Annotated in this window: 19 protein-coding genes; 17 read left to right on the top strand and 2 right to left on the bottom strand. The window is 32.9% G+C overall.

Annotation, left to right across the window (positions count from 1 at the left end):
• Positions 1 to 12: 12 nt before the first annotated feature.
• The 13 genes from ACSBO6_RS14815 (at position 13) to ACSBO6_RS14755 (ending at position 16,180) form a co-directional block, all read left to right on the top strand.
• Positions 13 to 891: a carbohydrate ABC transporter permease gene (locus tag ACSBO6_RS14815; RefSeq protein WP_098845032.1), complete on the top strand. Its 879-nt coding sequence runs from the start codon at positions 13 to 15 to the stop codon at positions 889 to 891.
• A gap of 52 nt (positions 892 to 943) precedes the next feature.
• Complete coding sequence (locus tag ACSBO6_RS14810) at positions 944 to 2,413, top strand: extracellular solute-binding protein (protein ID WP_098845031.1); 1,470 nt, start codon at positions 944 to 946, stop codon at positions 2,411 to 2,413.
• 13 nt (positions 2,414 to 2,426) lie between these two features.
• Positions 2,427 to 3,575: an ADP-ribosylglycohydrolase family protein gene (locus tag ACSBO6_RS14805; protein ID WP_498843577.1), complete on the top strand. Its 1,149-nt coding sequence runs from the start codon at positions 2,427 to 2,429 to the stop codon at positions 3,573 to 3,575.
• A 33-nt stretch (positions 3,576 to 3,608) separates the two neighbouring features.
• Positions 3,609 to 5,711, top strand: coding sequence for an ADP-ribosylglycohydrolase family protein (locus ACSBO6_RS14800; protein ID WP_498843576.1), 2,103 nt, complete (start codon positions 3,609 to 3,611; stop codon positions 5,709 to 5,711).
• A 34-nt stretch (positions 5,712 to 5,745) separates the two neighbouring features.
• The gene (locus ACSBO6_RS14795; RefSeq protein ID WP_098845028.1) at positions 5,746 to 6,330 is read left to right on the top strand and encodes an ADP-ribosylglycohydrolase family protein; all 585 of its coding nucleotides are present in this window, start codon (positions 5,746 to 5,748) and stop codon (positions 6,328 to 6,330) included.
• A 51-nt stretch (positions 6,331 to 6,381) separates the two neighbouring features.
• Complete coding sequence (locus ACSBO6_RS14790) at positions 6,382 to 7,398, top strand: LacI family DNA-binding transcriptional regulator (protein WP_498843575.1); 1,017 nt, start codon at positions 6,382 to 6,384, stop codon at positions 7,396 to 7,398.
• Between the two features lie 316 nt (positions 7,399 to 7,714).
• Positions 7,715 to 7,975 carry a DUF2187 family protein gene (locus tag ACSBO6_RS14785; protein WP_098845026.1) on the top strand — a complete coding sequence of 87 codons (261 nt, stop codon included), beginning with the start codon at positions 7,715 to 7,717 and terminating at the stop codon, positions 7,973 to 7,975.
• Between the two features lie 1,188 nt (positions 7,976 to 9,163).
• Positions 9,164 to 10,060 (top strand): ABC transporter ATP-binding protein, encoded by an 897-nt coding sequence (locus tag ACSBO6_RS14780; protein ID WP_098845024.1) that lies wholly within the window; start codon positions 9,164 to 9,166, stop codon positions 10,058 to 10,060.
• 65 nt (positions 10,061 to 10,125) lie between these two features.
• A complete protein-coding gene (locus ACSBO6_RS14775; protein WP_098845023.1) occupies positions 10,126 to 11,079 on the top strand; it encodes an ABC transporter permease in 954 nt (317 codons plus the stop codon).
• Between the two features lie 163 nt (positions 11,080 to 11,242).
• A complete protein-coding gene (locus ACSBO6_RS14770; RefSeq protein ID WP_498843574.1) occupies positions 11,243 to 12,730 on the top strand; it encodes a spore germination protein in 1,488 nt (495 codons plus the stop codon).
• Positions 12,731 to 12,748: 18 nt separating this feature from the next.
• Positions 12,749 to 13,834 (top strand): GerAB/ArcD/ProY family transporter, encoded by a 1,086-nt coding sequence (locus ACSBO6_RS14765; RefSeq protein WP_098845021.1) that lies wholly within the window; start codon positions 12,749 to 12,751, stop codon positions 13,832 to 13,834.
• Entirely contained in the window at positions 13,831 to 14,913 is a 1,083-nt protein-coding gene (locus ACSBO6_RS14760; RefSeq protein WP_098845020.1) for a Ger(x)C family spore germination protein, read from the top strand. The genes ACSBO6_RS14765 and ACSBO6_RS14760 overlap by 4 nt, the downstream gene beginning before the upstream one ends.
• A gap of 151 nt (positions 14,914 to 15,064) precedes the next feature.
• Entirely contained in the window at positions 15,065 to 16,180 is a 1,116-nt protein-coding gene (locus ACSBO6_RS14755) for a diguanylate cyclase (RefSeq protein ID WP_098845019.1), read from the top strand.
• A 65-nt stretch (positions 16,181 to 16,245) separates the two neighbouring features.
• Here the strand turns inward: ACSBO6_RS14755 and ACSBO6_RS14750 are convergent, their stop codons facing one another.
• Positions 16,246 to 16,734: a hypothetical protein gene (locus ACSBO6_RS14750; RefSeq protein ID WP_098845018.1), complete on the bottom strand. Its 489-nt coding sequence runs from the start codon at positions 16,732 to 16,734 to the stop codon at positions 16,246 to 16,248.
• 101 nt (positions 16,735 to 16,835) lie between these two features.
• Here ACSBO6_RS14750 and ACSBO6_RS14745 point away from each other — a divergent pair, with 101 nt between their 5' ends.
• The 4 genes from ACSBO6_RS14745 (at position 16,836) to ACSBO6_RS14730 (ending at position 22,546) form a co-directional block, all read left to right on the top strand.
• Positions 16,836 to 17,417 (top strand): vWA domain-containing protein, encoded by a 582-nt coding sequence (locus ACSBO6_RS14745; protein ID WP_098845017.1) that lies wholly within the window; start codon positions 16,836 to 16,838, stop codon positions 17,415 to 17,417.
• 140 nt (positions 17,418 to 17,557) lie between these two features.
• Complete coding sequence (locus ACSBO6_RS14740) at positions 17,558 to 17,992, top strand: DUF6526 family protein (protein ID WP_098845016.1); 435 nt, start codon at positions 17,558 to 17,560, stop codon at positions 17,990 to 17,992.
• Between the two features lie 266 nt (positions 17,993 to 18,258).
• Entirely contained in the window at positions 18,259 to 21,153 is a 2,895-nt protein-coding gene (gene dacB, locus ACSBO6_RS14735) for a D-alanyl-D-alanine carboxypeptidase/D-alanyl-D-alanine endopeptidase (protein WP_498843573.1), read from the top strand.
• A 409-nt stretch (positions 21,154 to 21,562) separates the two neighbouring features.
• On the top strand, positions 21,563 to 22,546 hold the full coding sequence (locus tag ACSBO6_RS14730; protein ID WP_498843572.1) for a LysM peptidoglycan-binding domain-containing protein: 984 nt from the start codon (positions 21,563 to 21,565) through the stop codon (positions 22,544 to 22,546).
• A 56-nt stretch (positions 22,547 to 22,602) separates the two neighbouring features.
• Here the strand turns inward: ACSBO6_RS14730 and ACSBO6_RS14725 are convergent, their stop codons facing one another.
• Positions 22,603 to 24,054 carry a L,D-transpeptidase family protein gene (locus ACSBO6_RS14725; protein ID WP_498843571.1) on the bottom strand — a complete coding sequence of 484 codons (1,452 nt, stop codon included), beginning with the start codon at positions 24,052 to 24,054 and terminating at the stop codon, positions 22,603 to 22,605.
• Between the last annotated feature and the right edge of the window lie 212 nt (positions 24,055 to 24,266).

Genomic DNA, 24,266 nt, shown 5'->3' with positions numbered 1-24,266 from the left:
GGAGGTGTAGATTTGAAGAAGATTAATTTGACAAGGACGATTATCTATTTAGTGTTGTTTTTATTATCTTTATCAATATTAATTCCAATATTAAACTTACTGGCAATGTCGCTTTCGGACCCATTAAAAGTACATAAATTAAAAGGTTTAAGTATTTTACCAGAAGGTTTTTCATTGATTAATTATAAAATATTGCTTTCAAATCCACTAATTATACGCAGTATCTTCAATACGTTTTTAATTACAATCGTTGGTACTGCATTAAATCTGTTTTTGACTGCAATGGCAGCTTATGTGTTAGCTAGAACGAATTTTGTAGGAAAAAAAGTAATTATGGTTTTTCTGATCGTTTTAATGGTTTTCGAACCAGGCTTAATCCCGGAATTTTTGCTTGTTAAAAATCTAGGATTACTGAATACTTACTCTTCTTTGATTCTTTACAAAGCAATCAATGTATTCTATTTGTTCATCTTAATGAGATTCTTTGAAGATGTTCCAGATAGTATTTTAGAGGCTGCAAGAATAGATGGGGCGGGACATTTCAAAATTTTTACTAAAATTATGCTTCCTCTATCTAAACCTGCACTTGCAACACTTGGCTTATTTTACGGTGTGTATCACTGGAATGAATATTTCAGAGCAACCATTTATATTACGGATCCACATAAATGGCCATTACAAGTTGTGTTAAGACAATTTGTTGTAATGAGAGATAATACTTCAATGCTTGGAAACTTAACTGGTGGATCTTATAAACAAATTGCTAACCTAGATTTTTCTTCGTTACAGGCGGGGACAATCATTATTTCAATGATACCTTTACTCATTTTGTACCCATTAATTTTAAAATATTACGCTAAAGGTGCGCTTGAAGGCGGAGTAAAAGATTAATTTCTAGTCTAATTTTTTAAGAACACACATTAAATCAGGAGGTAAAAAAACAATGAAGAAATTACTTATGTTGATTTTTAGTGCATTATTAGTCATTACATCAGCTGCTTGTTCGAATGATAAAGCAACGAATACAAATGACAAAACATCCGATGGAAAAACAATTATCCGTGTGGTTGCAAAAGACGATTCACCATCAAATCCTGCTTCAGTAAAATATTACAGGGAATTAGAAAAAGCCTTAAAAAGAGACGAGAACTTAAATGTAAAATTTAAACTAGTAGAAGTTCCACAAGGTGATTATGCTGAAAAATTAAATCTATTATTAACAGGTGGAGATATTCCAGATTTAATTTATTTCCAAGGTGGAGATCAGCAGATTTCACAACAACAACTATTAGAAAAGTTAACGCCTTATATTGATAAGTCTAAGTATATTAAAAATTTACTTCAACCTTATAACCAAGAAAGATTAAAAAATTATCCTTACTTATTATGGATTAAGCCTCTAGATAAAAAGACACCTGTCATTCGAAAAGACTGGTTTGATAAGATGGCAAGTTCTCAAGAATTAATGGCAAATCCTACAACAGATAATTATTATAAGTTTTTAAAAGAATTAGTTTCTACACATCCAGGAGGAGCTAAAAAACCTGCTTATGGTTTAACAGCAGCAGGAGATATTTCGGAATTAGATTCTATGTTTAAAATGGCATTTGGACTAAATCAAACATGGTTAAAAAATAGTGATGGAACATATGTTTATTCAAAAGTATCAAATAATGAAAAAGAGTTACTAGCTTACTATAGTAAGCTTTATAAAGATGGAATCTTAGACCCTCAATACTTAACAAAGCAATGGGATACAAAAGAAAAAGCTTTCTATGATGGGGAAGCTGCAATTATTACCGGAACAAATGGTAAAGTTATCGATCTTTACAATAGTAAAATGACTCAAGTGAACGGTAAACAAGCTCAGTTAGTCGTTCTTCCAGCTGCAAAAGGAATTTATCAAGGTTTTGGTGAGACAGATGTAACAAAAGAATCTCGAGGTTATGCGATTTCTTCTCAATCAAAACAGAAAGATTTAGTGTTCAAAGTTTTAGATTACTTAGCAAGTCCAAAAGGTCAAATGCTAGATCGCCTAGGATTTGAAAATGAAGAATATAAAATTGAAAATGGTCAAATTGTTTTAACAGATAAATATTATAGTGAATGGTTTGCTAGATATTGGGAACCAACAGAATTTAAAACAGAGCAACCATTAAAAACTCCACTTTTAAGCGAGCCAGCTTTAAAATCACAAGAATTAGTTAAACAATCTTATACACAAGATAATAGTTTTATTTTACCAGAGAAATTCATAGCAAATTGGGATGCGATGGAAAATCTTTATAAAGAGTACGCAACTGATATTATTACAGGAAAACGCCCAGTAAGTGACTTCGATAAGTTTGTGAAGGAATGGAAAAAAGCTGGTGGAGATGAGCTTACTAAATATGCAAATGACAAAATTAAGTAAGGAGTTCTAAAATATGGTTTCGTTTCAGGATCGTGTAAGAGGTGTTATTCTTTCAACAGCCTTGGGTGATGCACTAGGGGCACCAATTGAAAAGTTGACCTATGAAGAAATAAAAGAGAAATATAGACGAGTAGAATCATTGAATACGAGTTGGTATAAAGAAGATGCTCCATTTGAAGTGACTCTTGGTAAAATGCGTGGACAAGGTATCGTAACAGACGATACCTTGATGACCGCAAGCTTAATTAATGTTTATTTAAAGGAAAAAAGACATCTTGATGCCTACGATGTAGGGAATGAATTCGTAAAAGAGATTGCTTATAAGAAGACATATATTCCTGAATTTGGTCGCGAAGCATTCATTATTGATCGTCTATTTTATCCTGAAAAATACATTTTCATGCGACATGTTTTAGCTAATTGTGATCCAAGAGAAGCTGGAATTGGAAATATGATAAATTGTGGAGCAGCTATGTACATTGCTCCAATTGGAATCGTTAATGCAGGTAATCCGAAATCAGCTTATGATGAGGCCATTCTTTTTGCAATGGGCCATCAAAGTAGTTATGGGCTTGAAGCGGCAGGGGTATTAGCTGCATGTGTTGCAAAGGCTTTTGAGGATAGCGTGAGTATTGATGAAATTGTCGAGACAGCTATTTACTATGCTAAAGACGGTACAAAACAAGCGATTATAGAAATGACTGAAGCGGCAAGAAAACTACGATCAGAGCATGCAGAAATGGATCGAGTCATTGAAACATTGCAAAGCGTCCTAACTAAATTTTCACCAATGAAAGATGATGTGCATCGAAAAATTGAGAAAGTTGGCATTCCATCAAACCATTACACACCAAGTAGATTATTTTCAATTGAAGAACTACCTATGGCGTTGGCATTTATCGTTTTAAATAATGGTGAATTCTATAAATCGATTTACGATGGAATCAACTCGGGGCGTGATACTGATTCAATTGGTGTTATGATTGGCGTAATTCTCGGAGCTAAGTACGGGTCTGAAGTGATTCACCAAGAAGATATTCGACTATTAGAATCGAAAAATAAAATGAACTTAACCGACTTATCAGATCGATTTGCTGAAGTTGCAAAAGAGATTATTTTACAAGATTTACATCTAAATGAACAAAGAAAAAGATTACTGTGATCAAAAGTGTAACCTGGAAGTGGAGTGAGTGAAATGATTTCGAATGATTATTTAGAGAAGGTATATGCTGGATTTTTAGGAATGAATGTCGGAATCCGTCTTGGTGCTCCAGTAGAGCCTACTGAGTGGACACCAGAACTAATTCAGGACGTTTATGGCGATATAAAGGGATATTTAAAAGATTATAAAACTTTTTCAGCAGATGATGATGCGAATGGACCGGTGTTTTTCCTTCGAGCATTATATGATGATGCGAAAGATCGTGAATTAACTCCAGATGATGTAGGCCGTGCATGGTTGAACTATACACGCGAAGGAATCGGAATGTTTTGGTGGGGCGGTGAAGGAATTAGCACTGAACATACTGCCTATAATAATTTGAAAAAAGGTATTTCTGCTCCAAAATCTGGTTCTGCAGAAGTAAATGGAATTGTCCTTGCAGAGCAAATTGGTGGACAAATATTCGTTGATAGCTGGGGGTTATTGTTTCCAAATAATCCAAAAAAAGCAGCTGATTATGCTGAGACTGCAGCAAGTGTGTCGCATGATAAAAACGGATTATTTGGAGCCAGATTTATTGCTGCATGTATCGCTCAAGCATTTTCTGCAAAATCGATTAATGAGATTATTGAAGCCGGCTTAAAAGAAATTCCAGAAGATTCTACTTATGCATTAGTTGTTAGAGCAGTTCTTGATTTTTATAAGCAGGTACCAAACGACTTCCGTCTTTGCCGTCAATATCTAGAGGACGAATGGGGATATGATAAATACCCTGGGATTTGTCATATTATTCCAAATGCAGGTGTTTGTGTCCTATCTTTACTTTATGGAAATGGTGACTTTGCAAGAACAATAGAAATTGCAACAATGTGTGGCTGGGATACAGATTGCAATGCTGGAAATGTTGGGACAATTTTAGGCGTTTTTACTGGGATTAACAAAATAGCAGATCATTATCGAAAACCAATTAATGATTTCATCGCTACATCAAGCGTTTCTGGTTATTTAAATATTTTAGATATCCCTACATTCTCTAAATCGCTAGCAATATTAGGATACAAGATGGCAAATCAAGAGCCTCCTGTAGATTTAATCGATAGTTATCGAGAAGAAGAAATTTATTTTGATTTCACTTTACCAGGTTCGACACATGGATTCAAAACGGACTTCCCTTTTAAAACTTTCTTAAGACACAACTCCGGGCAAGGGTATAAAAGGAATGGATCACTTGAAATCTTTATCGACAGAATGATAAAAGGTGAAAGCAGTAAAATTTTCTATAAACCTTTCTATAGAAGAGAAGAATTTAATGATGAAAAATACAAACCAACCTTTGCACCTCAGATTTATAGCGGACAAAACGTCTCTTTAAAAATCTATTCAGATAAAATTCAAGGTGAAGACTTTATTTTAACTCCATATATTCGAAATACTTATTCAAAAGAAACTGTAAAACTGAATTCTATTAAACTGATAAATGGTGAATGGAATTCAATTGAATTTATAGTTCCAGATACTGATGGGGAATTAATTGATGAAGTAGGCTTTATTCTAGAAAGTCCTTCAGAACTAACAAAAAGAGCTTTTGGAAAATTATATGTTGATGAATTCCGTATCTTTGGTAAGTCATGTTATTCAATTGATTTTTCAAAACAAGCTGTCGAATTTCTTAGTGTAACCCCTTTTTCTCATCATAGAGGAGAGTGGACCTTAGAAAACGGGAGAATGAAAGTTTCGAGTTTAACAGACTGTGCAGCATTTACAGGAAACTATTATTTAAAGGATGTAATCATTAATGCATCCATTATTCCAAAGAAAGGTGACTCTCACAATCTATTATTTAGAGCATCCGGAGTAGAACGTCATTACCAAGTAGGTTTTGATGGGGAAAATCAAGTTTCACTCATTGCGAAAGATTTTGGAATTGAACGAATTCACTCTGTTCCTTTTGAATGGAAACATGATGAAGAGTACCAGTTTGAATTGAAGTGCCAAGGGAATGAAATCTTTTTATCGATTAATAATGAAGAAATTCTCTCATTTGAGCACGATCGATTTAATCGAGGAATGTTTGGATTTGCAATGTTAGAACAAGGAGAAACAATACTATCTGATATTTCTGTGAAGGAATTATAAGGAGTTTATGAAAGGTAGCACTTAGCTACCTTTTATTATAGGGGCAATCAAGTTTAATGGAAATCCAGAAAAAGCTGCAGCAATAGCAGAAAAAATGGCATCTATTACGAATGCAGAAGATGGAGTATATGCTGCAAAGGCAATGGCTGCTAGTATTGCAATTGCTCTTGATGGAGCTTCACCAAGGGAAATTATTGACGCAGGTTTAAAACAAATCCCTGAAAATACATGGTTAAGTAGAAAAGTTAGCCAAGCTTTTTCAATTTTGGATTCAACTAATAATGATGGATTTGCTGCAATTCCACTATGGAATAATCAATTGGTCAACTCTATTTATAACTATGGAAATATTGCACCTGAGACTTTAGCGGTTGCCTATGCTATAATTCTTGCTACAGAAGGAGATTTTGAAAAGAGTATCATGCTTTCACTTATGTTACCAAAACAAGCTGATAGTATGCCGGCAATGGTAGGAGCATTGGCAGGCGCAATGAACGGAATAGAATCAATTTCGAAAAGTTGGGTAGATAGTGTTGATACAATTAAAGGCTTCTGTGTCCCACATTTAAAAGGCTTAACGATTACTAATACAGTAAAACGATTAATTGAATCAGAATAAGAAGATAATAAATAATAGAAAATATGTTACATTTTAGGGGAGTACAATCGAGTGAAGAATAAGAAAGCGACGATTCGAGATGTCGCAAAAGAAGCTGGTGTTTCTGTAGCTACGGTATCAAGATATATAAATAAAGTAAGTTATATTAGTCCCGAAACTGAACAAAAAATTAAAGTAGTTATGGAAAACCTTGATTATAAACCAAACGAGATTGCTAGAGGACTTGCGAAACAAAAATCGAAAACAATTGCCTTAATTATCCCTGATATTTCAAATCCGTTCTTTCCAGAATTGGTTGTTGCAATTGAAGAAGTTGCTAAGTTAAAAGGGTATGGCTTAATTCTAGTTAATTCAAATAATGATGATCTAAAAAATCCTATGTTTTGGAAGGAATTTCAAAGCAGATATATTGATGGTTTTGTTTTGGCATCATTTGAATTTAATGAAGAGATTCTAAAAAGCTTACAGAATTTGCAAATACCATTTGTTAGAGTGGACCGTGCAGTCGATACGCATACAGCTAATTCAGTAGGTGTGGATAATTACAAAGGTGCTGTAATGGCTGTTGAACATTTATATGAACTTGGATGTAAAAATATCGCTCATATAAGCGGTCCCGATGTTTTTATTCCTGCTAATGACAGACTTAGTGGATATCTAGATACTTTGCAAAAATACTTCCCATTACAAGAACCAATTGTATATCAAGGAGATTTTGCGATGGAAAGTGGCAAGCATTTAACTCAAAAGTTGATAGAGGATCATCCAGAAGTAGACGGCATATTTCTTGCCAATGACTTAATGGCAATTGGCTCTTTAAAGGCATTAAAAATGTTAAATAGACAAGTTCCAACTGATATCGCCGTTATTGGATTCGATGGTATTAAAATAGCCGAAATGGTAGAACCTGAACTGAGTACAATCGTTCAACCAATCTATCGAATTGGCGTCGCTGCAACTAATAAATTAATTCATTTAATAGAAGGAACAGAGGACACTGAAGAATATCAGCTAGAAGTTGCATTAGTTAAAAGAGAATCAACTTTAGGTTTTTTGCCTAAAGGGTAATGTTTCGAAATTTGCATTCATAGAATAAGCCAAATGTTCAAAAGGGCAAAGACTGTAGATAAACTCGATGAAAATCGTGTTTGTTTACAGTCTTTTTCTTTACTCATTCTTTAGGAATAGTAAATAAAACAATCATCGTAAGAGACGAAACGAATAAATCATCCTAACAGAAAGAAAAAAACAATAGTTATCCAGCACTGTTTATCCCTCGATTTTTAGGTACAACGTCACGATTAAATCTAGTATTCAGTTCACTTTTGAATATTCTGATATTTATGTAATATTGAATAAAATGAAATAAAAAGGTGATAAACATATGTGCAAAAATAATAAAACTATCATAACAATGAATAAATATTATGTAAGACCTGGTGACGAGATTGAATTTATGCCAAAAGAGGATAATGTAAAAGAAATCAAACCAAATTTAGTAAAAGGAATTGTAACGAAAGTTCTTTCAAATTCTGTAATTGTCGATATGAGAAAAGATCGTAACCATAGACATTATTACGAACATGATCATACTGTAATTAGCCATAAAAAATATAAAATTTTAGCTCCAATATCAAAAAGTTAATCAAACGTCATTTCCTAGAAAATAGCCTTAGCCCGAATTAAAGGGTTAAGGCTATTTTTTTCATTCTTTGAAATCTATAGTCTTATTTATTCCTGTCATTTTGCTTCATACATTGAGAAATGAGTGACTTTGAACTTATTCTGAAAAAGTTAAGTGAAATTTAGAACGTTTTTCAGAATTTAGTAACAATTAATGGAAAAAAAGTAATTTGAAAACGGTAATTAAACATGGAAAAAATGAAATAAGTTAACAGAATATACACCAATATTTCACTGATTTTCCACTATTTATGTAAGAATTTATTGCAACTATATTAGAATATTTATAGAGCGCTCTATTTAGTTTAATAATGTCAAAAATCATTCCCATAACCCTATACATGCTTTGTTTTACTCAGGAACCTTACGTGTTGTTGATACTATCGTGTTAGCTTATTAGAGTATATTGCCCCAAACCATTAATAAAAAGTAACAGAAAATCATCGCACCTATCTTTAATAATGACTTTCTATTTTGATATATCCCATATATCCATAGCATTGTAAAAAATACAAAACCTATTTGCCTGATAAGAGAAGGATCGTTAAGTACATCAAATATGTTTATGATTAAAAACAATAAAACTATTAGAATTGACGTTACAACTATTAATACAGGCTTTTGCAAAATCATTACCACCTTTTATTATTTTTTAACCGAGTATAAATTTACTTAATTATACTTAAAACTTTTTATTTTGAAAGTAAAATCTTAAAACTGGTGAGCACAAAAAAGGTGCTTAACATGAATGGATTGAAAAAATTTAAAAAATGTTGCATGAAAAAATAAATAAGCCCCAAGTTATGATTTTATCATATTAAAATAAAGATCAATATGAGAATAGTACTAGTTCTAGAGCAGGGAGAAACTGCTTTTTTTGTAGCAACAAAATAGGAGAAAAATACTAATAGTGACTGTTACTTTCATCAAAAATCAAATAGATTACAATCCACGCTATATTAATATTCTACTAAACTGAACTATTTCAAAATTAGATCTCAAAACCATCAATAATGTAATATTATTCATATCACTGTAACAAATTCTTCCAAATTTTAACAAACTCAGACTTTAGACCGTTTTGCTCTTTGATTAGTTTTGTTAAAATAGAATTAGAAATATAGAAAATATTGGAAACAAGGAGGACGAAATGAAAAAGGCAATTGTACAAATTAAGAACTTATCAAAGGAAATAAAAGGGAAAAAGATTGTTTCTGATTTAAGCTTTGATATTTTTGAAGGTGAAGTTTTTGGATTCTTAGGTCCAAATGGGGCTGGTAAGACGACGACGATCAGGATGATGGTTGGATTGATGAATATTTCGGAAGGTGACGTTGTCATTAATGGTCATAGCATTAAGACTAGTTTTGAAGATGCAATTAAGAATGTAGGGGCAATTGTAGAGAATCCAGAGTTGTATAAATTTCTAAGTGGTTATGATAATTTACTGCAATATGCTCGAATGAATAAGAATATTACAAAAGAGAAAATTGATGAAGTTGTTGAGCTTGTTGGTTTAACAGGAGCCATTCGTCAAAAAGTTAAAACGTATTCTCTTGGTATGAGACAGCGTCTTGGGCTAGCTCAATGTTTATTGCATGACCCAAAAGTATTAATTCTTGATGAACCGACGAATGGACTAGATCCAGCGGGTATTCGTGAGATGAGGGATCACCTGCAGCTTCTTACGAGGAAAAAAGGAATGGCCATTATTGTATCGAGTCACTTATTATCTGAAATGGAAATGATGTGTGATCGAATCGGTATTATTCAACAAGGTAAGTTAATAGATGTACAAACTGTAACAGAGCTTACAACTGAAGAAGTCCAAACATATTCAATTGAAGTAAATAATAATGAAACTGCACTTAAAGTACTATCTAAACATAATGCCGAGTTAGTTGATGGAGAAATACATATTGAATTAACGAGAGAAGATGTGCCGAATGTAATTGAGCTATTAGTAGAAAATCGCATTCGCGTATATGGATTTAAGGCAAATGCAAAAACACTAGAAGATCGTTTCTTAGAAATTACGAATGTGTAACTGATCTTTAGAAGTCTCATTAACTAGTGTATCTTGAGAAATTCAAAAAGAAAGGAACTTAAACCATGTTAAAATTGATTCAAAATGAATGGATAAAGATTATTAAAAGACCAGGTACAATTGTAATGATTGCTCTTATTGTTTTACTTGTAGGAGTTATGGGGACATTTGTAAAATATAATGAAAATAAAAAAGACCAAAATGCAGATAAAAATTGGAAGCAAACGCTACAAATACAAACTGCAGAAAATAAAAAAGAATTAAAGAGTTTAAGTAAAAAGGATCCTCAAAGACCATATTTAGAAAAAACAATTGCAATGAATGAGTACAGAATGGAGCATAATATTTCTCCAGATGAAAAGACAAATGTTTGGACTTTTATGGATGTTTCATCAAGTTTAATTATTTTAGTAGGGCTATTTACGATTATCGTTTCGGCTAATATAGTGGCGAGTGAATTTAATTGGGGTACGATTAAACTATTATTAATTCGTCCGTTTTCTAGAAAAAAAATAATTATGTCAAAGTATATAACTAGTATTCTATTTGGTTTTGCAATGTTATTTATTTTATTCTTAGTTTCAAATCTATTAGGTTTAGTACTATTTGGTACAGGAGACGGAAATACTTCTTATTTAGCATATGTTGATGGCCATGTTGAGGAGCAAAGTAGACTTGTCTATTCTGCGAAGCTTTACTTACTGAGCTTCATCGAAACATTTATGCTTGCTACGATGGCGTTTATGGTTTCAACTGTATTTAGAAACAATACAATTGCGATCGGTATTTCAATCCTACTATTAACAGTCGGAAATACGGTAACAGCTATTTTGGCTGGATTTTTTGACTGGACAAAATTTATCTTATTTGCCAATACAAATTTGATGCTGTACGTCAATGGCACTCCATTGGTTGAAGGGATGACAATGACATTTTCAGTCATCATGTTATTCGTCTATTTTGTAATTTTCTTAGGATTATCATTAGTTGTATTTTCAAAACGAGATGTAACAGCTTAAGTTGTTTATCATAAGTACTAGTTTCATCGAAGAAGCCTTATTCAAATTAAAGAATAAGGCTTTTTCATATGTCTTTCATTAAACAATGTAGTTTCTTCCATTTTTTAGTATAAATTCCATTTTATTTTCAAATGATAAAATAAAATCAAAATAGGGGAATGGTATGAGAACTTATAAAGATGGTATGAAAAAAGATTCCTCAACTGAAAATTGGTTTGATGAATTATCGAAATCAAATGATTTTATTAAATTTACAACTTCAAGTGATCTTCAGCAGGATAATTACTATAGTATTTATTTTTACCGAACGTTAATTAGGTCTGAGATCATGCATGATCAAGTACTTCCGTTTTTAACAAAGAATTATACTCTTGAGGAATTGATGACTCAAATTCCAGTTCAACAGCTTACGATTACTTCAGATAGTTATAAAATCAAAAGTAAACTGCTAAAGGGCTATACGGCAATTCAGTATGGTGATAATTTTACAGAGTGTTTACTTGTTAATATTTCGAATAATGTATCTAGAACAATTGGTCCACCGATCATGGAAGCTACTACTTTAGGTCCTCAAGTTGGATTTGTAGAAGATATGGATGTAAACATCAATTTAATTCGAAATAAATTACCAATTTCTGACCTTCATGTGGAGGAATTTGAAGTTGGGAATTTATCAAAAACGGGTGTTTCTGTTATTTATGTTAGTGGAATTGTTGATGAAGAGAATGTTGAAACTGTTAGACAGAGGCTAAAAGACATTCAATATGATCATATTCCGGATAGTTCTTTTGTTTCGTCAATGATCGCGGATAACTCACATTCTATTTTCCCACAATCGATCCCAACTGAAAGACTTGATCGGACAATTGGTGGATTAACTGAAGGGAAAATTGCCATTGTAGTGGACGGTTCTCCAAATGTTCTTCTTACACCTGCTTTAATTGATGAGACTTTTATCGCGATGGAAGATTATTATGTCAATTGGGTACTCGCTACATTTTTCCGTGCTCTAAGGATTTTCGGTTTTGCTCTCTCAATATTCATTACACCTTTTTACGTAGCTATATTGACTTTTCATTACGAATTGATTCCACCACGATTTCTTGAATCATTGATTATCTCAAGAGCATCTGTGCCGTTTCCTCCAATAATAGAGGTATTTTTCTTAGAACTGACAATCGAGCTCGTTAAAGAAGCTGGTCTTCGATTACCATCAAAAATTGGTCAAACGCTCGGTATTGTTGGAGGGATCGTTATTGGTCAAGCGGTTGTTGAAGCAAAGCTAACAAGTAATATTCTTTTAATTTTTGTAGGGTTAGGTACGCTTGCTTCTTACACATCAGCAATTTATAAGTTTAACAATACAATCAGGTTTATCAAGTTTCCGATTATTATAATGGCACAGCTAATTGGACTTTTAGGAATCTTTATGGGCTTTATCTTTTTAATGACTCATTTACTGAGATTAACTTCTTTAGGAAGACCGTATATTGGATCGTATCCGTTTAGAAAAACGGCTTTCAATGATTTATGGTTCAGGCTGCCATTTTCGATGCAGAAAAAAAGACCGACAAATTTAAGACCGGCTACTCTATTTCGGTCAACAACTGATATAAAAAAACCTGGTCCACCAAGTGATTTTGATGAATAATGTAAAGGAGATTTGTTCATGGCCAATTATAGAAGACAACAAGTATCACCATATCTCCTGTTTTTTATCATTACAAGTTCTCAAATAGGAGTTGGTGTATTAGGATTCCAACGGATCATCGCAAAAGATGCAGGTTATGATGCATGGATTAGTGTATTAATAGCAGGAGTATTTGTGCATGTTGTTTTATGGTTTATGTTTAAATTATTATCGAATGCAAAAGGTGATATTATTGATGCCCATACACAACTATTTGGTAAGATCGTCGGTTCGTTCTTTAGTTTAATCATTTTGTTGTATTTTATAGTTGCAGCAATTTCTGTATTAAGGCTATATATCGAAATCATTCAAGTTTGGATGTTTCCAACGATTCAAACATGGCTATTGGGCATAATCATTTTATTGCTATGTTATTACATTATATCAGGTGGCTTCCGGGTAGTAGTGGGTATGGCTTTTTTATCTGGAATCTTCACTGCAGTGTTATATACTTTGCTATTTCATTTGCCACATAAATATATCCATATAGACAATATATTCCCTATTCTTGACCACTCATTTATTGATTTAATGAAGTCTGCAAAACAGTCAAACTACACAATGGCAGGGTTTGAAATTTTACTGATGGTTTTTCCATTTATTCGAAATGCAAATTCATGTCAAAAGTTTGCTCAATGGGGGGTCGGCTTTTCAACTTTGATTTTTACATTATCTGCTTTCACTACTTTTTTACTATTAAGCGAAAAACAAATTGAACATATCATTTGGTCAAGAATCTATATTGCAAAACTAATTCAATTCCCATTTATAGAAAGGTTTGAATACATTCTAATTTCTACATTCTTAATTAAGGTCATATCAATCTTAACTTTATTATTATGGAGTTCAAGTAGGGGAATAAAATTAATTTTTAAATGGAAACAGAAGTATGTATTAATCATAATAAGTCTAGTTATTATTATTGTTTGTCAATTCCTTGAGTCGCGTAATGAAATCAATTCATTTACAGATTATACTAGTAAAATTTCATTATGTCTTTTTTATATTTATATACCAATTCTTTCAATTATTTATATGTTTAAAAAGTCAGGGAAAGCTGTATGAAAACTTTTCTACTTATTTTCGTTGTTAGTTTAGGTATTTTATTAAATGGCTGTTCTCTTGTTCCTTCTTCAGATGTAAATGAGTTAAATCTTATTGAAGGAGCTGGATTCGACTTAGACAAGACAGGTATGCTTAGAGGAACAGCGGTTTTTCCTATATTTAGACCAAATGCGGAGTCCATTTTTAAAGTAACTTCTGCAAGTGGTGAAACAATCAAGAAGATAAGAGAAAGATTAGATAGTAAAGTACGCTATCGTTTAATATCAGGACAATTACGTTTTGTGTCTTTTAGTTTAGAGTTAGCTAAGAAAGGGATTTTTCCGATTGTTGACACGTTTAACCGTGACCCATCAGTTGGTAGTGTACTACAATTAGCAATATTCGATGGGGAAACAGAGGATTTATTATCATTTAAACCGTTGAAAAAAGAAAATTCAGCACTTTTTCTACATGACCTACTAATCCATAATTCAGATAAAGGCCCGGTGCCTTATACTGATTTCTCAACATTTATTTATCAATATTTTGAAGTAGGGCAGGATCCATACTTACCTGTGTTAAAAATAGATAAAGATCGGGTTAAAATAAGTGGACTTGCTATTTTTAAAAAAGATAAAGTTGTTACGGTTATTCCTTGGAAATATGCTTTTATTTTTAAAACGATCATGGAGAAATATAAACAAGGCTTACATCAGTTTAAAATTGATGGAGAATATATAGCAATTGATAATATTAATTCGAAAACTAAAATTGGTGTAAAAGTTAAAAAAGGAATTCCTAAGTTTACCATCTCGACTTCAATTAAAGCCAGAATACAAGAATTTACAGGTCCAGAACCACTTTTGATCCCAAAGAATATAAACAAACTAGAAAAGACTATCGAAAAAGATCTTGAAAAACAAAGTCAGGAACTTTTATCGCTTCTACAGAAAAATAATGTCGATCCATTTGGATTTGGATCTAAATTAGAAGCTCATTATAGAGGCTTTGATGTGAAAAAGTGGACGAAGCAATATCCGAATGTAAAAATAAAAGTGAAGGCTAAAGTAAATATACTGCATTCTGGTGTCGTTGAATAAAAAATAGGCGTCTAAGAGTCAGTGGACTTATGACGTCTTTTTTAATGTAAACTATACAAATACTTTATTAAATTTTGCTAATATAATTTTGAAGAATAGTTAAGAATAAGCGTATTTAAGACAGAATTTAAGGTAATTCCTGGAGGGGATTATGCTTTTAAAAAATATTTTCATCACACATACGATCATCATTAGTTTTTTTTATCTAAGCTCTTCTATCTTATGGGGAGAAGTAAGACAAAGGTTTGCAGGGAAATCGAAATTTCAAGAATTTTTTATCGGGATCCTATTGAGTGTATTAACGGTTGTCTTAATAAATTTTCCGATTATTACAAATTATGGAATGAATATACAAATTAGGGCTCTTGGAATGGAGATCGCAGTAATCTTTTTTGGGAATATTACATTAGTGACAATGTTTTTTTTCGATATTATTGCTTTTTATTTTATTAATGGATTAAGTCCCGTTTACTTTATAGATTCACTATTGCTTTTGTTTCTCTTATTTTTTGGATTTTATTTGAATTTTCAAAAATGGGATGAAAAGAAAAGAATACAATTTTTGACTCCTATTATCATTTTGTTTAGAGGTATTAGTTTTTACTTTATCGATAAGTGGATGATTGGACCGAGTGGTGAGATTCAATTTGAAAGACTACGTGAAACGATCGGATTTTGGTTTATCATGTTTGTTCCAGCTTTATTTTTGAGTTATTTTATCGCATATCAAACGCGTAATACAGAAATAAAATTAAAGAAAATGGAAAATATCGCAAATGTTGACAGTCTAACCGGACTATTTAATCGTAGATACTTTGAAAAACAACTATTATTTGGATGTTCAAAATCATATGAAACATCAATACCAATAACATTATTAATGGTTGATGTGGATTATTTTAAAAAATATAACGATTTTTATGGTCACATAAAAGGTGATGAATGTTTAAGAAGAGTTGCAACTAGTTTGCAATTAGATACGACAAGCGAATCTGGTATCGTTGCACGATATGGTGGAGAGGAATTCTCGATTTTGTTACTGAAATCTGATCTAAAGGATGCACTTAAAATAGGTAATCGATTACGAAGAAATATAAAAAAATTAAAAATTGAACATGAGCAATCAGAGAAAAAAATAGTTACATTAAGTATTGGTGTAGCGTCAATGGTTGTTGAAACTGAACAAGATTACTTAAAGTTAATTGAGCAAGCTGATCAAGCATTATACAAATCAAAGCATAATGGAAGAGATCAAGTAAGTTACTAATAGATGAAATGAAAAAACATCTATGCATCCCCTTGAAGGTGATTTAAGATGTTTTTTTTGCTGTTTTATTTTATTAGTGGATTTAAATTATAATGGCCCAATGCATCGTTGACTAAATCGATATCATAAATGTTGTTCTCTAAGAAAAATTTTATGACTAAATCATTTAAATCGCTGTCTGATAATGTATAGCCAGCGGAACTTAAGATTTCGCTCGTTTCAGTTTGATCTAGTTCAAGTGCTAGTGATAAAGCAATGATTGTATTTTTCTTTGGTAGGTAATTAGGTATTGAGCGGATTTTTGAAAAATGTTTTCGGTCAATTCCTGCCTTTTTATATATTAATGGGTCACTGACATTTTTTTTATCGATAAAGTTAAATAAAAGCTCTTTGAATGTTGGTTTCAGTTTGTTTTTTATAAAAGCTTCAATCTCTAAATTTTCTAAAGGTTCAGCTGTATATGCTTCACTAAAATGTATTTCTTCTATTTTTACCTCTTCTAAATGCTGTTTTACATAAAGTTGTAATTCAATCAAAAGTTTTTCGTTAAGCATTTTAAAATTCCCCTTTTTAAAAAATGTCTCTTTTAAGGCGACCTATTCACTAATTCATTCAGTTACTATTATATCATCAAGAATGAAGGGGTTGATTTAGAATGAACGGTAATAAAACAGAAATTGTCTTTTTAATCGATCGAAGTGGATCAATGGCTGGACTGGAAAGTGATACGATTGGTGGATTTAATGCATTTATGAAAAAACAAAGTAGTTTTAATGGAGAAACGAATGTAACAACGGTGCTTTTTGATGACCAGTATGAAGTTTTATGGGATGGATGCAATGCACATGAAGTAAAATTAACGGATAAAGAGTATTTTGTAAGAGGCACTACTGCACTGTTAGATGCAATCGGTAAAACCATCATAAATGTAGGAAACAGATTGTCTTTATGTAACGAGGTGGAACGACCTAGTAAAGTCATTTTTGTTATTACGACTGATGGATTAGAGAATGCGAGTGTTGAATTTACGTATAGGAAAGTGAAGCAACTGATCGATCACCAACAAGAAAAGTATAATTGGGAATTTTTATTTATGGGAGCAAATATCGATGTCGCAAAAGAAGCTAGTAGCCTAGGAATTTCAAATGAAAATGCTTATACTTTTGAGGCTTCTAATGAAGGTATTGAAAAGATGTATAGTGTAATAAGCGAAGCAGTGTCTGAAAAAAGAATCTAATTTTTGATTCAAATCTAGTAAGTTTTTTTGACTTATTAGATTTTTTTATTGTAAATAATAATTCTTTAATGATAATTAAGTAGTAAGCTTAATAATGTTAGGATAGGGACAGAAAGCATATATAGAGGAGAGATGTACATATGAAACCACAAAGTTTTGATCATCACGTGAGATATCATCCAGTTTTTCACTTTTTTGGGGCACCACTAGCGTTAATCACAATTATTGGATCAATCGTTAACTTGTGTAGCGCGATAAAAAATCAAGATCAGATCTGGTTAGCAGTCTTTATTTTAGTTACTTCGCTATTATTAGTTGTTTCATTTTTTCTAACAAGACTTTATTCTAACAAAGTGCAAGATCGTGTTATTCGAATGGAAGAAAATTTTCGTCATTTTACGTTAACTGGTAAACCGTTAAATCCTCAATTAACAATGGGACAAATCATTGCATTACGATTTGCTAGCGATGAGGAATTTGTAGCGTTAAGTGAAAAAGCGGTAAATGAAGGAATGAGTTCGAAAGAGATTAAACAACAGATTAAAAATTGGCGAGCGGATGAGTATCGCGTTTAATTTTTGTGTCGAGGACCTTACTTTGTATAGGTCTTTTTTTTTATGTGTTATTTTAGTCAATAAGTAGTAAAGCGTACGAACGTATTTCTTTAACTTTTACTCTAGCAATAAACTACATACGAACATAATGGATTAAAAGCCTTAGTTAAGGAATATTTTGTAGATAATTTGTTGGATTTTTAAATTTATTTAAATAAATATAAAGGTTATATTTAGAAAATTTTGAATCTTTATAGGTGTACTAAATATAAAAGGGGAGAGTAATTATGAGAAATATGAAACGGATTGGTAGCAAATTATTGTTAAGTTCCGTATTGGCTTTTCAAGTTTTCACGCTACCAGCATATGCGACGTCTACTGATACAACGTCTGTAGTCAAGACTATTCCGCAAATTGATCGTCTGGTAGCCGATTTGTCAAAAAATTCAAACACGATCGGTATTCATGCAGGAATTGCAGTGTATAACACGAAAACCGGGGAAATGTTGGATCAATACGATGCGGAAAAAACATTTGTTCCGGCTTCTAACTTAAAGCTGTTTGTTACAGCAGCAGCACTCGATAAACTTAAGTCTAATTACCAATTTAAAACTGAAGTGTATACTACTGGTCAAATTAATAAAAAAGGAGTGTTGCATGGCGATGTAATTGTCAAAGGATATGGTGATCCATCCTTATCTGAAGAGGATATGCAAAATATGGCAAAAGAGCTATCAAAAAAGGGTATCACATTTATTAGTGGAGATTTATTAGTAGATGATAGTTACTATGATGACGTTCGACTTGGAGCAGGATGGATGTGGGACGATGAATCATATGGCTATAATGCTCAAATCAGTGCATTAGCTGTGCATGAAAATATGATCAGTCTTTCGATTACCCCAGATGGTGCCATTGGTGAATCTCCTTCATTAGGGATGAATCCCATTACTGAGTATGTAACTGTTCAAAACAATGCAAAAATTGTTGATGGTAACAAAAATAACATGACGATCGATCGACCTCGAGGGACAAATACAATTGTTATTAGTGGTACGATTGGTAAACTTTCATCGGTCTATACTGAAGATGTAGCGATAGACGACCCAGCCCTTTTTGCAGGAAATGTTTGGAAAAAAGCTTTGAAGGCAGAAGGAATTGACATAACAAAGAAAAAAGGGCAAGTAGAAAAGACTAAAATCACAACAGGTACTCCGATTCTTGTACATAACTCTCAACCCCTTAGTGAATTGATTGTTCAGTTAAATAAACAAAGTGATAATTTCTACGCGGAAATGCTTTTGAAAGCATTAGGAGTAGTTGCTAAAAATGAGGGCAGCTTTGATGCAGGAGCAAAAGTTATTGAGGAATTTCTGAAAAAAGCTGAAATCGAAACTAATTATAGGCAAGTTGATGGATCCGGTTTATCGCGTATGGATTTAATTTCACCAAAGCAAATGGCACAATTATTAACTTATGTGTCTAAACAAGAGTATAAGGAAGTATTTGAACGTTCATTACCGATTGCAGGTGTTGATGGAACGATTAAATCAAGAATGATTGGAACGAGTGCTGAAAAAAATGTACACGCCAAAACGGGTTCGATGAGCGGGGTAAATAGTTTGTCAGGTTATGTTACAGATCAAAATGGTGATAAGCTTGCGTTTTCAATTATCCTAAACGGTGTTCGCACGTCATCTTCAGCCACGGCGTTTCAGGATGCGGTTGCTGTTCTGTTGAGCCAGTATCCAAATCAAACAGGTGAAGGAGTACAAACAATAGCCGATACATTCTTACTTTCTACCATGATAGACCCTATTTTGGATCAAGAAAATTTAAAAGGTGTAACTACTGGTATAGTCGTTGGTTCACTTGACCGTAACAGTGGGGAAGAAGTGCTGTATCAACGAGATGGCGATGATCTACTTACGCCTGCTTCAAATATGAAACTTTTAACGGGAGCTGCTGCACTAAGAGAACTTGGTCCCGACTATTCGTTCAAAACGGAACTTTATTTAACTGCGCAACCGAATAAGCATGGAAAAGTAGAAGGGGATGTCATTATTAAAGGATACGGGGATCCAACACTCCAGTCAGATGACCCAACTGGCCAACAAGATGGAACAAAGATTGCAAAATTAGTGGAAGACTTAAAGAAAAGAGGAATTACTCAAATCACAGGTAATATGATTATTGATGAAAGTCAGTATGACTCGCAACGACTAGGAACTGGATGGGCATGGGATGATGAACCATATGGATACAATGCCCCGATCAGTGCGTTATCAATTAATAGGAGTTCAGTTCTAGTAAACTATCAACCTAGTGAAGTGGGCAAACAAGTATCCTATCATTTAGAACCTAAAACAGAGTATATGCAAATTATAAATGAATCTAAAACAGTATCAGCTGATGCAAAAAATACATTTACTATTGAAAAAGAACGAGGCAAAAACATCATTCATTTAAAAGGAGAATTACCTTTAGGTGTACAACCTAATAATGAACAGATCGCCGTCGAGGAGCCATCTTTGTATGCAGGTACAATAATAAAAGAAGAAATGGAAAAAGCAGGGATTAAATTTAATAAGAAAGTAGAGGTAAAGACCGGTGTTGTAACAGAAGGAAGTGAGAAAATAGCACAATTATCATCTCCTCCGTTACGTAATATTCTTGGCTATATGAACAAAAACAGTGACAATTTCTATGCAGAAATGATCCTAAAGCGACTCGGAGCGGAAAAGAAAGGGGAAGGAAGCTCTTCTGCAGGTGCACAAGTTGTTAAAGATAACTTACTTAAGTTCGGTATTGAGCCAACATATAGAATGGTAGATGGATCTGGTTTAAGTAGATATGATATGATTTCTGCCCGCCAAATCGGATCTTTACTTGTAGGTATGAATAAAGAGCCTAATTTTAGTGTATATTATCAATCACTCCCGATTGCCGGCGTTGATGGTACATTGAAAAACCGAATGGTACAAACACTTGCAGAAAATAATGTGCATGCTAAAACAGGTACCCTTACTGGAGTAAGTGGACTATCAGGCTATGTGACTACTAAAGATGGAGAACATTTATATTTTGCTATTCTAATGAACGGTTATACACCAACCTCAAGTATTCTCACCGATGCACAAAATAAAATTGGCATAGCATTGGCTAACGTTTCATTTAAATAATAACAAATCTAAACAAAGCACAACAAAGCCGTCTTTATAAAGAGACGGCTTTTCTACTTCAAAACTATAAAATCTATCACTTAATGACTAAACAGCTTAGGTGAAATAAGTATTCTAGAATAAATATAATTAATATATGTAACGTATGTAATTACTAAAGTCATATTTTGTAATATTCATTTAGATTATAAAAAAATTAGCTAGAATCAAATATCACGGGGAATTTAACTTGAAAAGAGACTGAAGAAATGCCTTTTTTCATCGATAATTCCATAATTTTTGATATATTACTGTAATAAACATGCTGTGAAAGTAAATGATTTATCATCTCCCTGTTACTTTTTTCTGCAAAATCTATGTTACGATTAGTAAAAATTAGCAAACAAAGAAACATGGGGGGTAAAAAGAAATGATTAACAAAATGAAAGTTACAACCATTTTAGCAGCTGCTGCACTCTCAGTATCTGTAAGTGCTAATGTACAAGCTGCTACGGTTACAGTAAAAAAAGGTGATACCATTTGGGATCTATCACGTGCAAATAATGCAACCGTTGAAAATACTAAAATGTTAAACGGAATTACTTCAGACTTAATTCATCCTGGTGATCAATTGATCATTGCACCAGAAAAACAATATCAAGTAAAAAAAGGTGATACGTTATGGGATATTGCTCAAACTCATGATGTAACAGTATCGCAAATTCAAGAATGGAACAATATACATACGGACTTAATTCAACCTGGATTAAATCTAGTAATCTTTGAAGGCGTAAAAAACATAGCTCATTCAAAAATGACATATACAAATGTTGCAACAATTTCTAAAACTACTTCAACAGTGAAATCAGTAAAAGAATCTTCAAAAACTGCATCGGCAGCAAGAGAAGATGTTGCTAATGCAAAGGTAAGTGTACCAGCACCAAAGGAAAGTACACCAGCACCAAAAGTAAGTGCACCAGCACCAAAGGAAAGCACACCAGCACCAAAAGTAAGTGCACCGGCACCGAAGGAAAGTACAACAGCACCAAAAGTAAGTGCACCAGCACCGAAGGAAAGTACACCTGCACCAAAAGAAAGTACATCTACTAAAAAAGCAACGGGCTCAAAAGTAGTAACAGTGGAAGCAACTGCATATACAGCTTCTTGTAATGGATGTTCTGGGATTACTGCTACTGGAATTGACTTGAAAAAGAATCCAAATACAAAAGTCATTTCCGTTGATCCAAATGTGATCCCACTTGGAAGTAAAGTGTATGTAGAAGGTTATGGTGAAGCAATCGCTGGAGATACTGGTGGTGCCATCAAAGGAAATCGAATTGATGTCTTTATTCCAAATAAACAAGATGCGATTAATTTTGGAAGAAAACAAGTGAAAGTAACAATCTTAAATTAAGTATAAAAAAACACTGAAACGTATTTAAGGTTTCAGTGTTTTTGATTAGTTATTTTTTAGTAGATGACTACTGGCTCATATGTGCTGAGATTATCATATACTGTTTTCATTATATTTGGTGGAGTATTAACGCAGCCACCTGATCCGGCATTTAGATAGGCATTGCTTGACCAGTTGCTTCGCCAGCTAGCATCGTGGAAACCTTGTCCGCTGTTGGTGAATGGTGCCCAATAATCGACCTTAACTTCATAAGAACCAAGTCCTACATGGGATCCTCTTAAGGTTGATGGTGTCCGTTTATAAAGGATATACCACACTCCTTTTGAAGTATCTTCACCAGTGACGTGTTTACCAGTAACGACATTTGTTGTAATAACTAATTTGCCATTTTTATAAAGCCAAATACGCTGTTTTGCAATCGACACTTCAGCATATGTATCGCCAATCCCATTGTTTGTGGTTGTATTATATCCATAACCTTCATTATTCCAGCCATGTCCGATAATATTCGTTGCAGAAATCGATTTTTCGCCTGTTTCAAAAGCCTTTTGAACTAATGATAATTCTTTATCAACATCTAATGCCCAGCCATAGCCTTCTCCTTTAACGGAGATGACTGATCCTGAATGTGTTTTAAATGTAAAATTTTTATTTAATGTAGACTGAGAATTATTTACTTCAGCAATCTTGTTTTTAAGATTGCTAGAGTCTATCGCAACTTTTTGATCTTTTGACACCGAAGCATTTTGAATGTATTCACTCGCTTTTAAAGAATAAACTTTATCCTGAACTTTATACTGAACTGTTCGTCCTAGTAGTTCTTGAAGTTTTTTCTGTTCATTTTTGACAATTTTACTGTCCTCTTTGATTGGTTGTATGTATACAGGATTTAGACGAATTATACTTGAATATCCTTGTCCCATATAGTCTTTTAATAGACGATCGACATCATACTGCTCACCGCTGATACTTTTAGTGACAATCATTTTACCTTGTTTCAATTGAACAGTTGCATCTTTTGGAGCTTTTAGGCTCTTATTAAGCGTGAGAAGATTATCTTCAATCTGTTTTTTCATTGTTTGAATTTGAGATTCATCTCGATTACTCGGAACTAAAGTATAATTTCTTTCTTTTGAAGAAGGAAAAAACGTACGCTGGTTTTTTAGTATTTTTTTTATAGCTGGTAGATCGTTATCTGTAAAGCTCATCTTTGTATCTTTTCCATCGAAAATTTTCTGATCCCCTACATAAACAATGTTTTTAAGTTCGCTTGTTTGTAGTTTTTTTAGTGCTTCATCAGCATTTAGTCCACCTAAATTTATGCCGTTTATCTTGATTTGAGCATTAAAATGGTTCGCCTGATAGCCAAATGCCACAATTAAGAGTGTCGTAATAATAATAATGCCAATCGTAATGACACGCCAAGGTAGAGACCGTTTAAACGATCTTCCTCGTTTAATATTATTTCCTTTCACATTTAAGGTACTTTCCAAAACAATTCCTCCCATAACCAAGTTGTCCATCTATCAATGTTTACTGAAATACAGATTAGAATATTACAATTATATTACATTATTTAATTATATGTGACTATTCTACAATTTTCTACGGTCGAACACTGTCACAATTTGTTTGGATATAGAAATTTTTTCCTTATTTAGGCGGATTGGAAGTATAGGACTAGAAAGTGTAAATTTATTATATAATGATTCACGGTCGT

The organism is Bacillus sp. AL-1R (assembly GCF_052180195.1).
GTDB lineage: Bacteria > Bacillota > Bacilli > Bacillales > Bacillaceae_G > Gottfriedia.
Note: the sequence above shows the minus strand (reverse complement) of the source record. Positions and strands in the feature narration are given on the sequence as shown.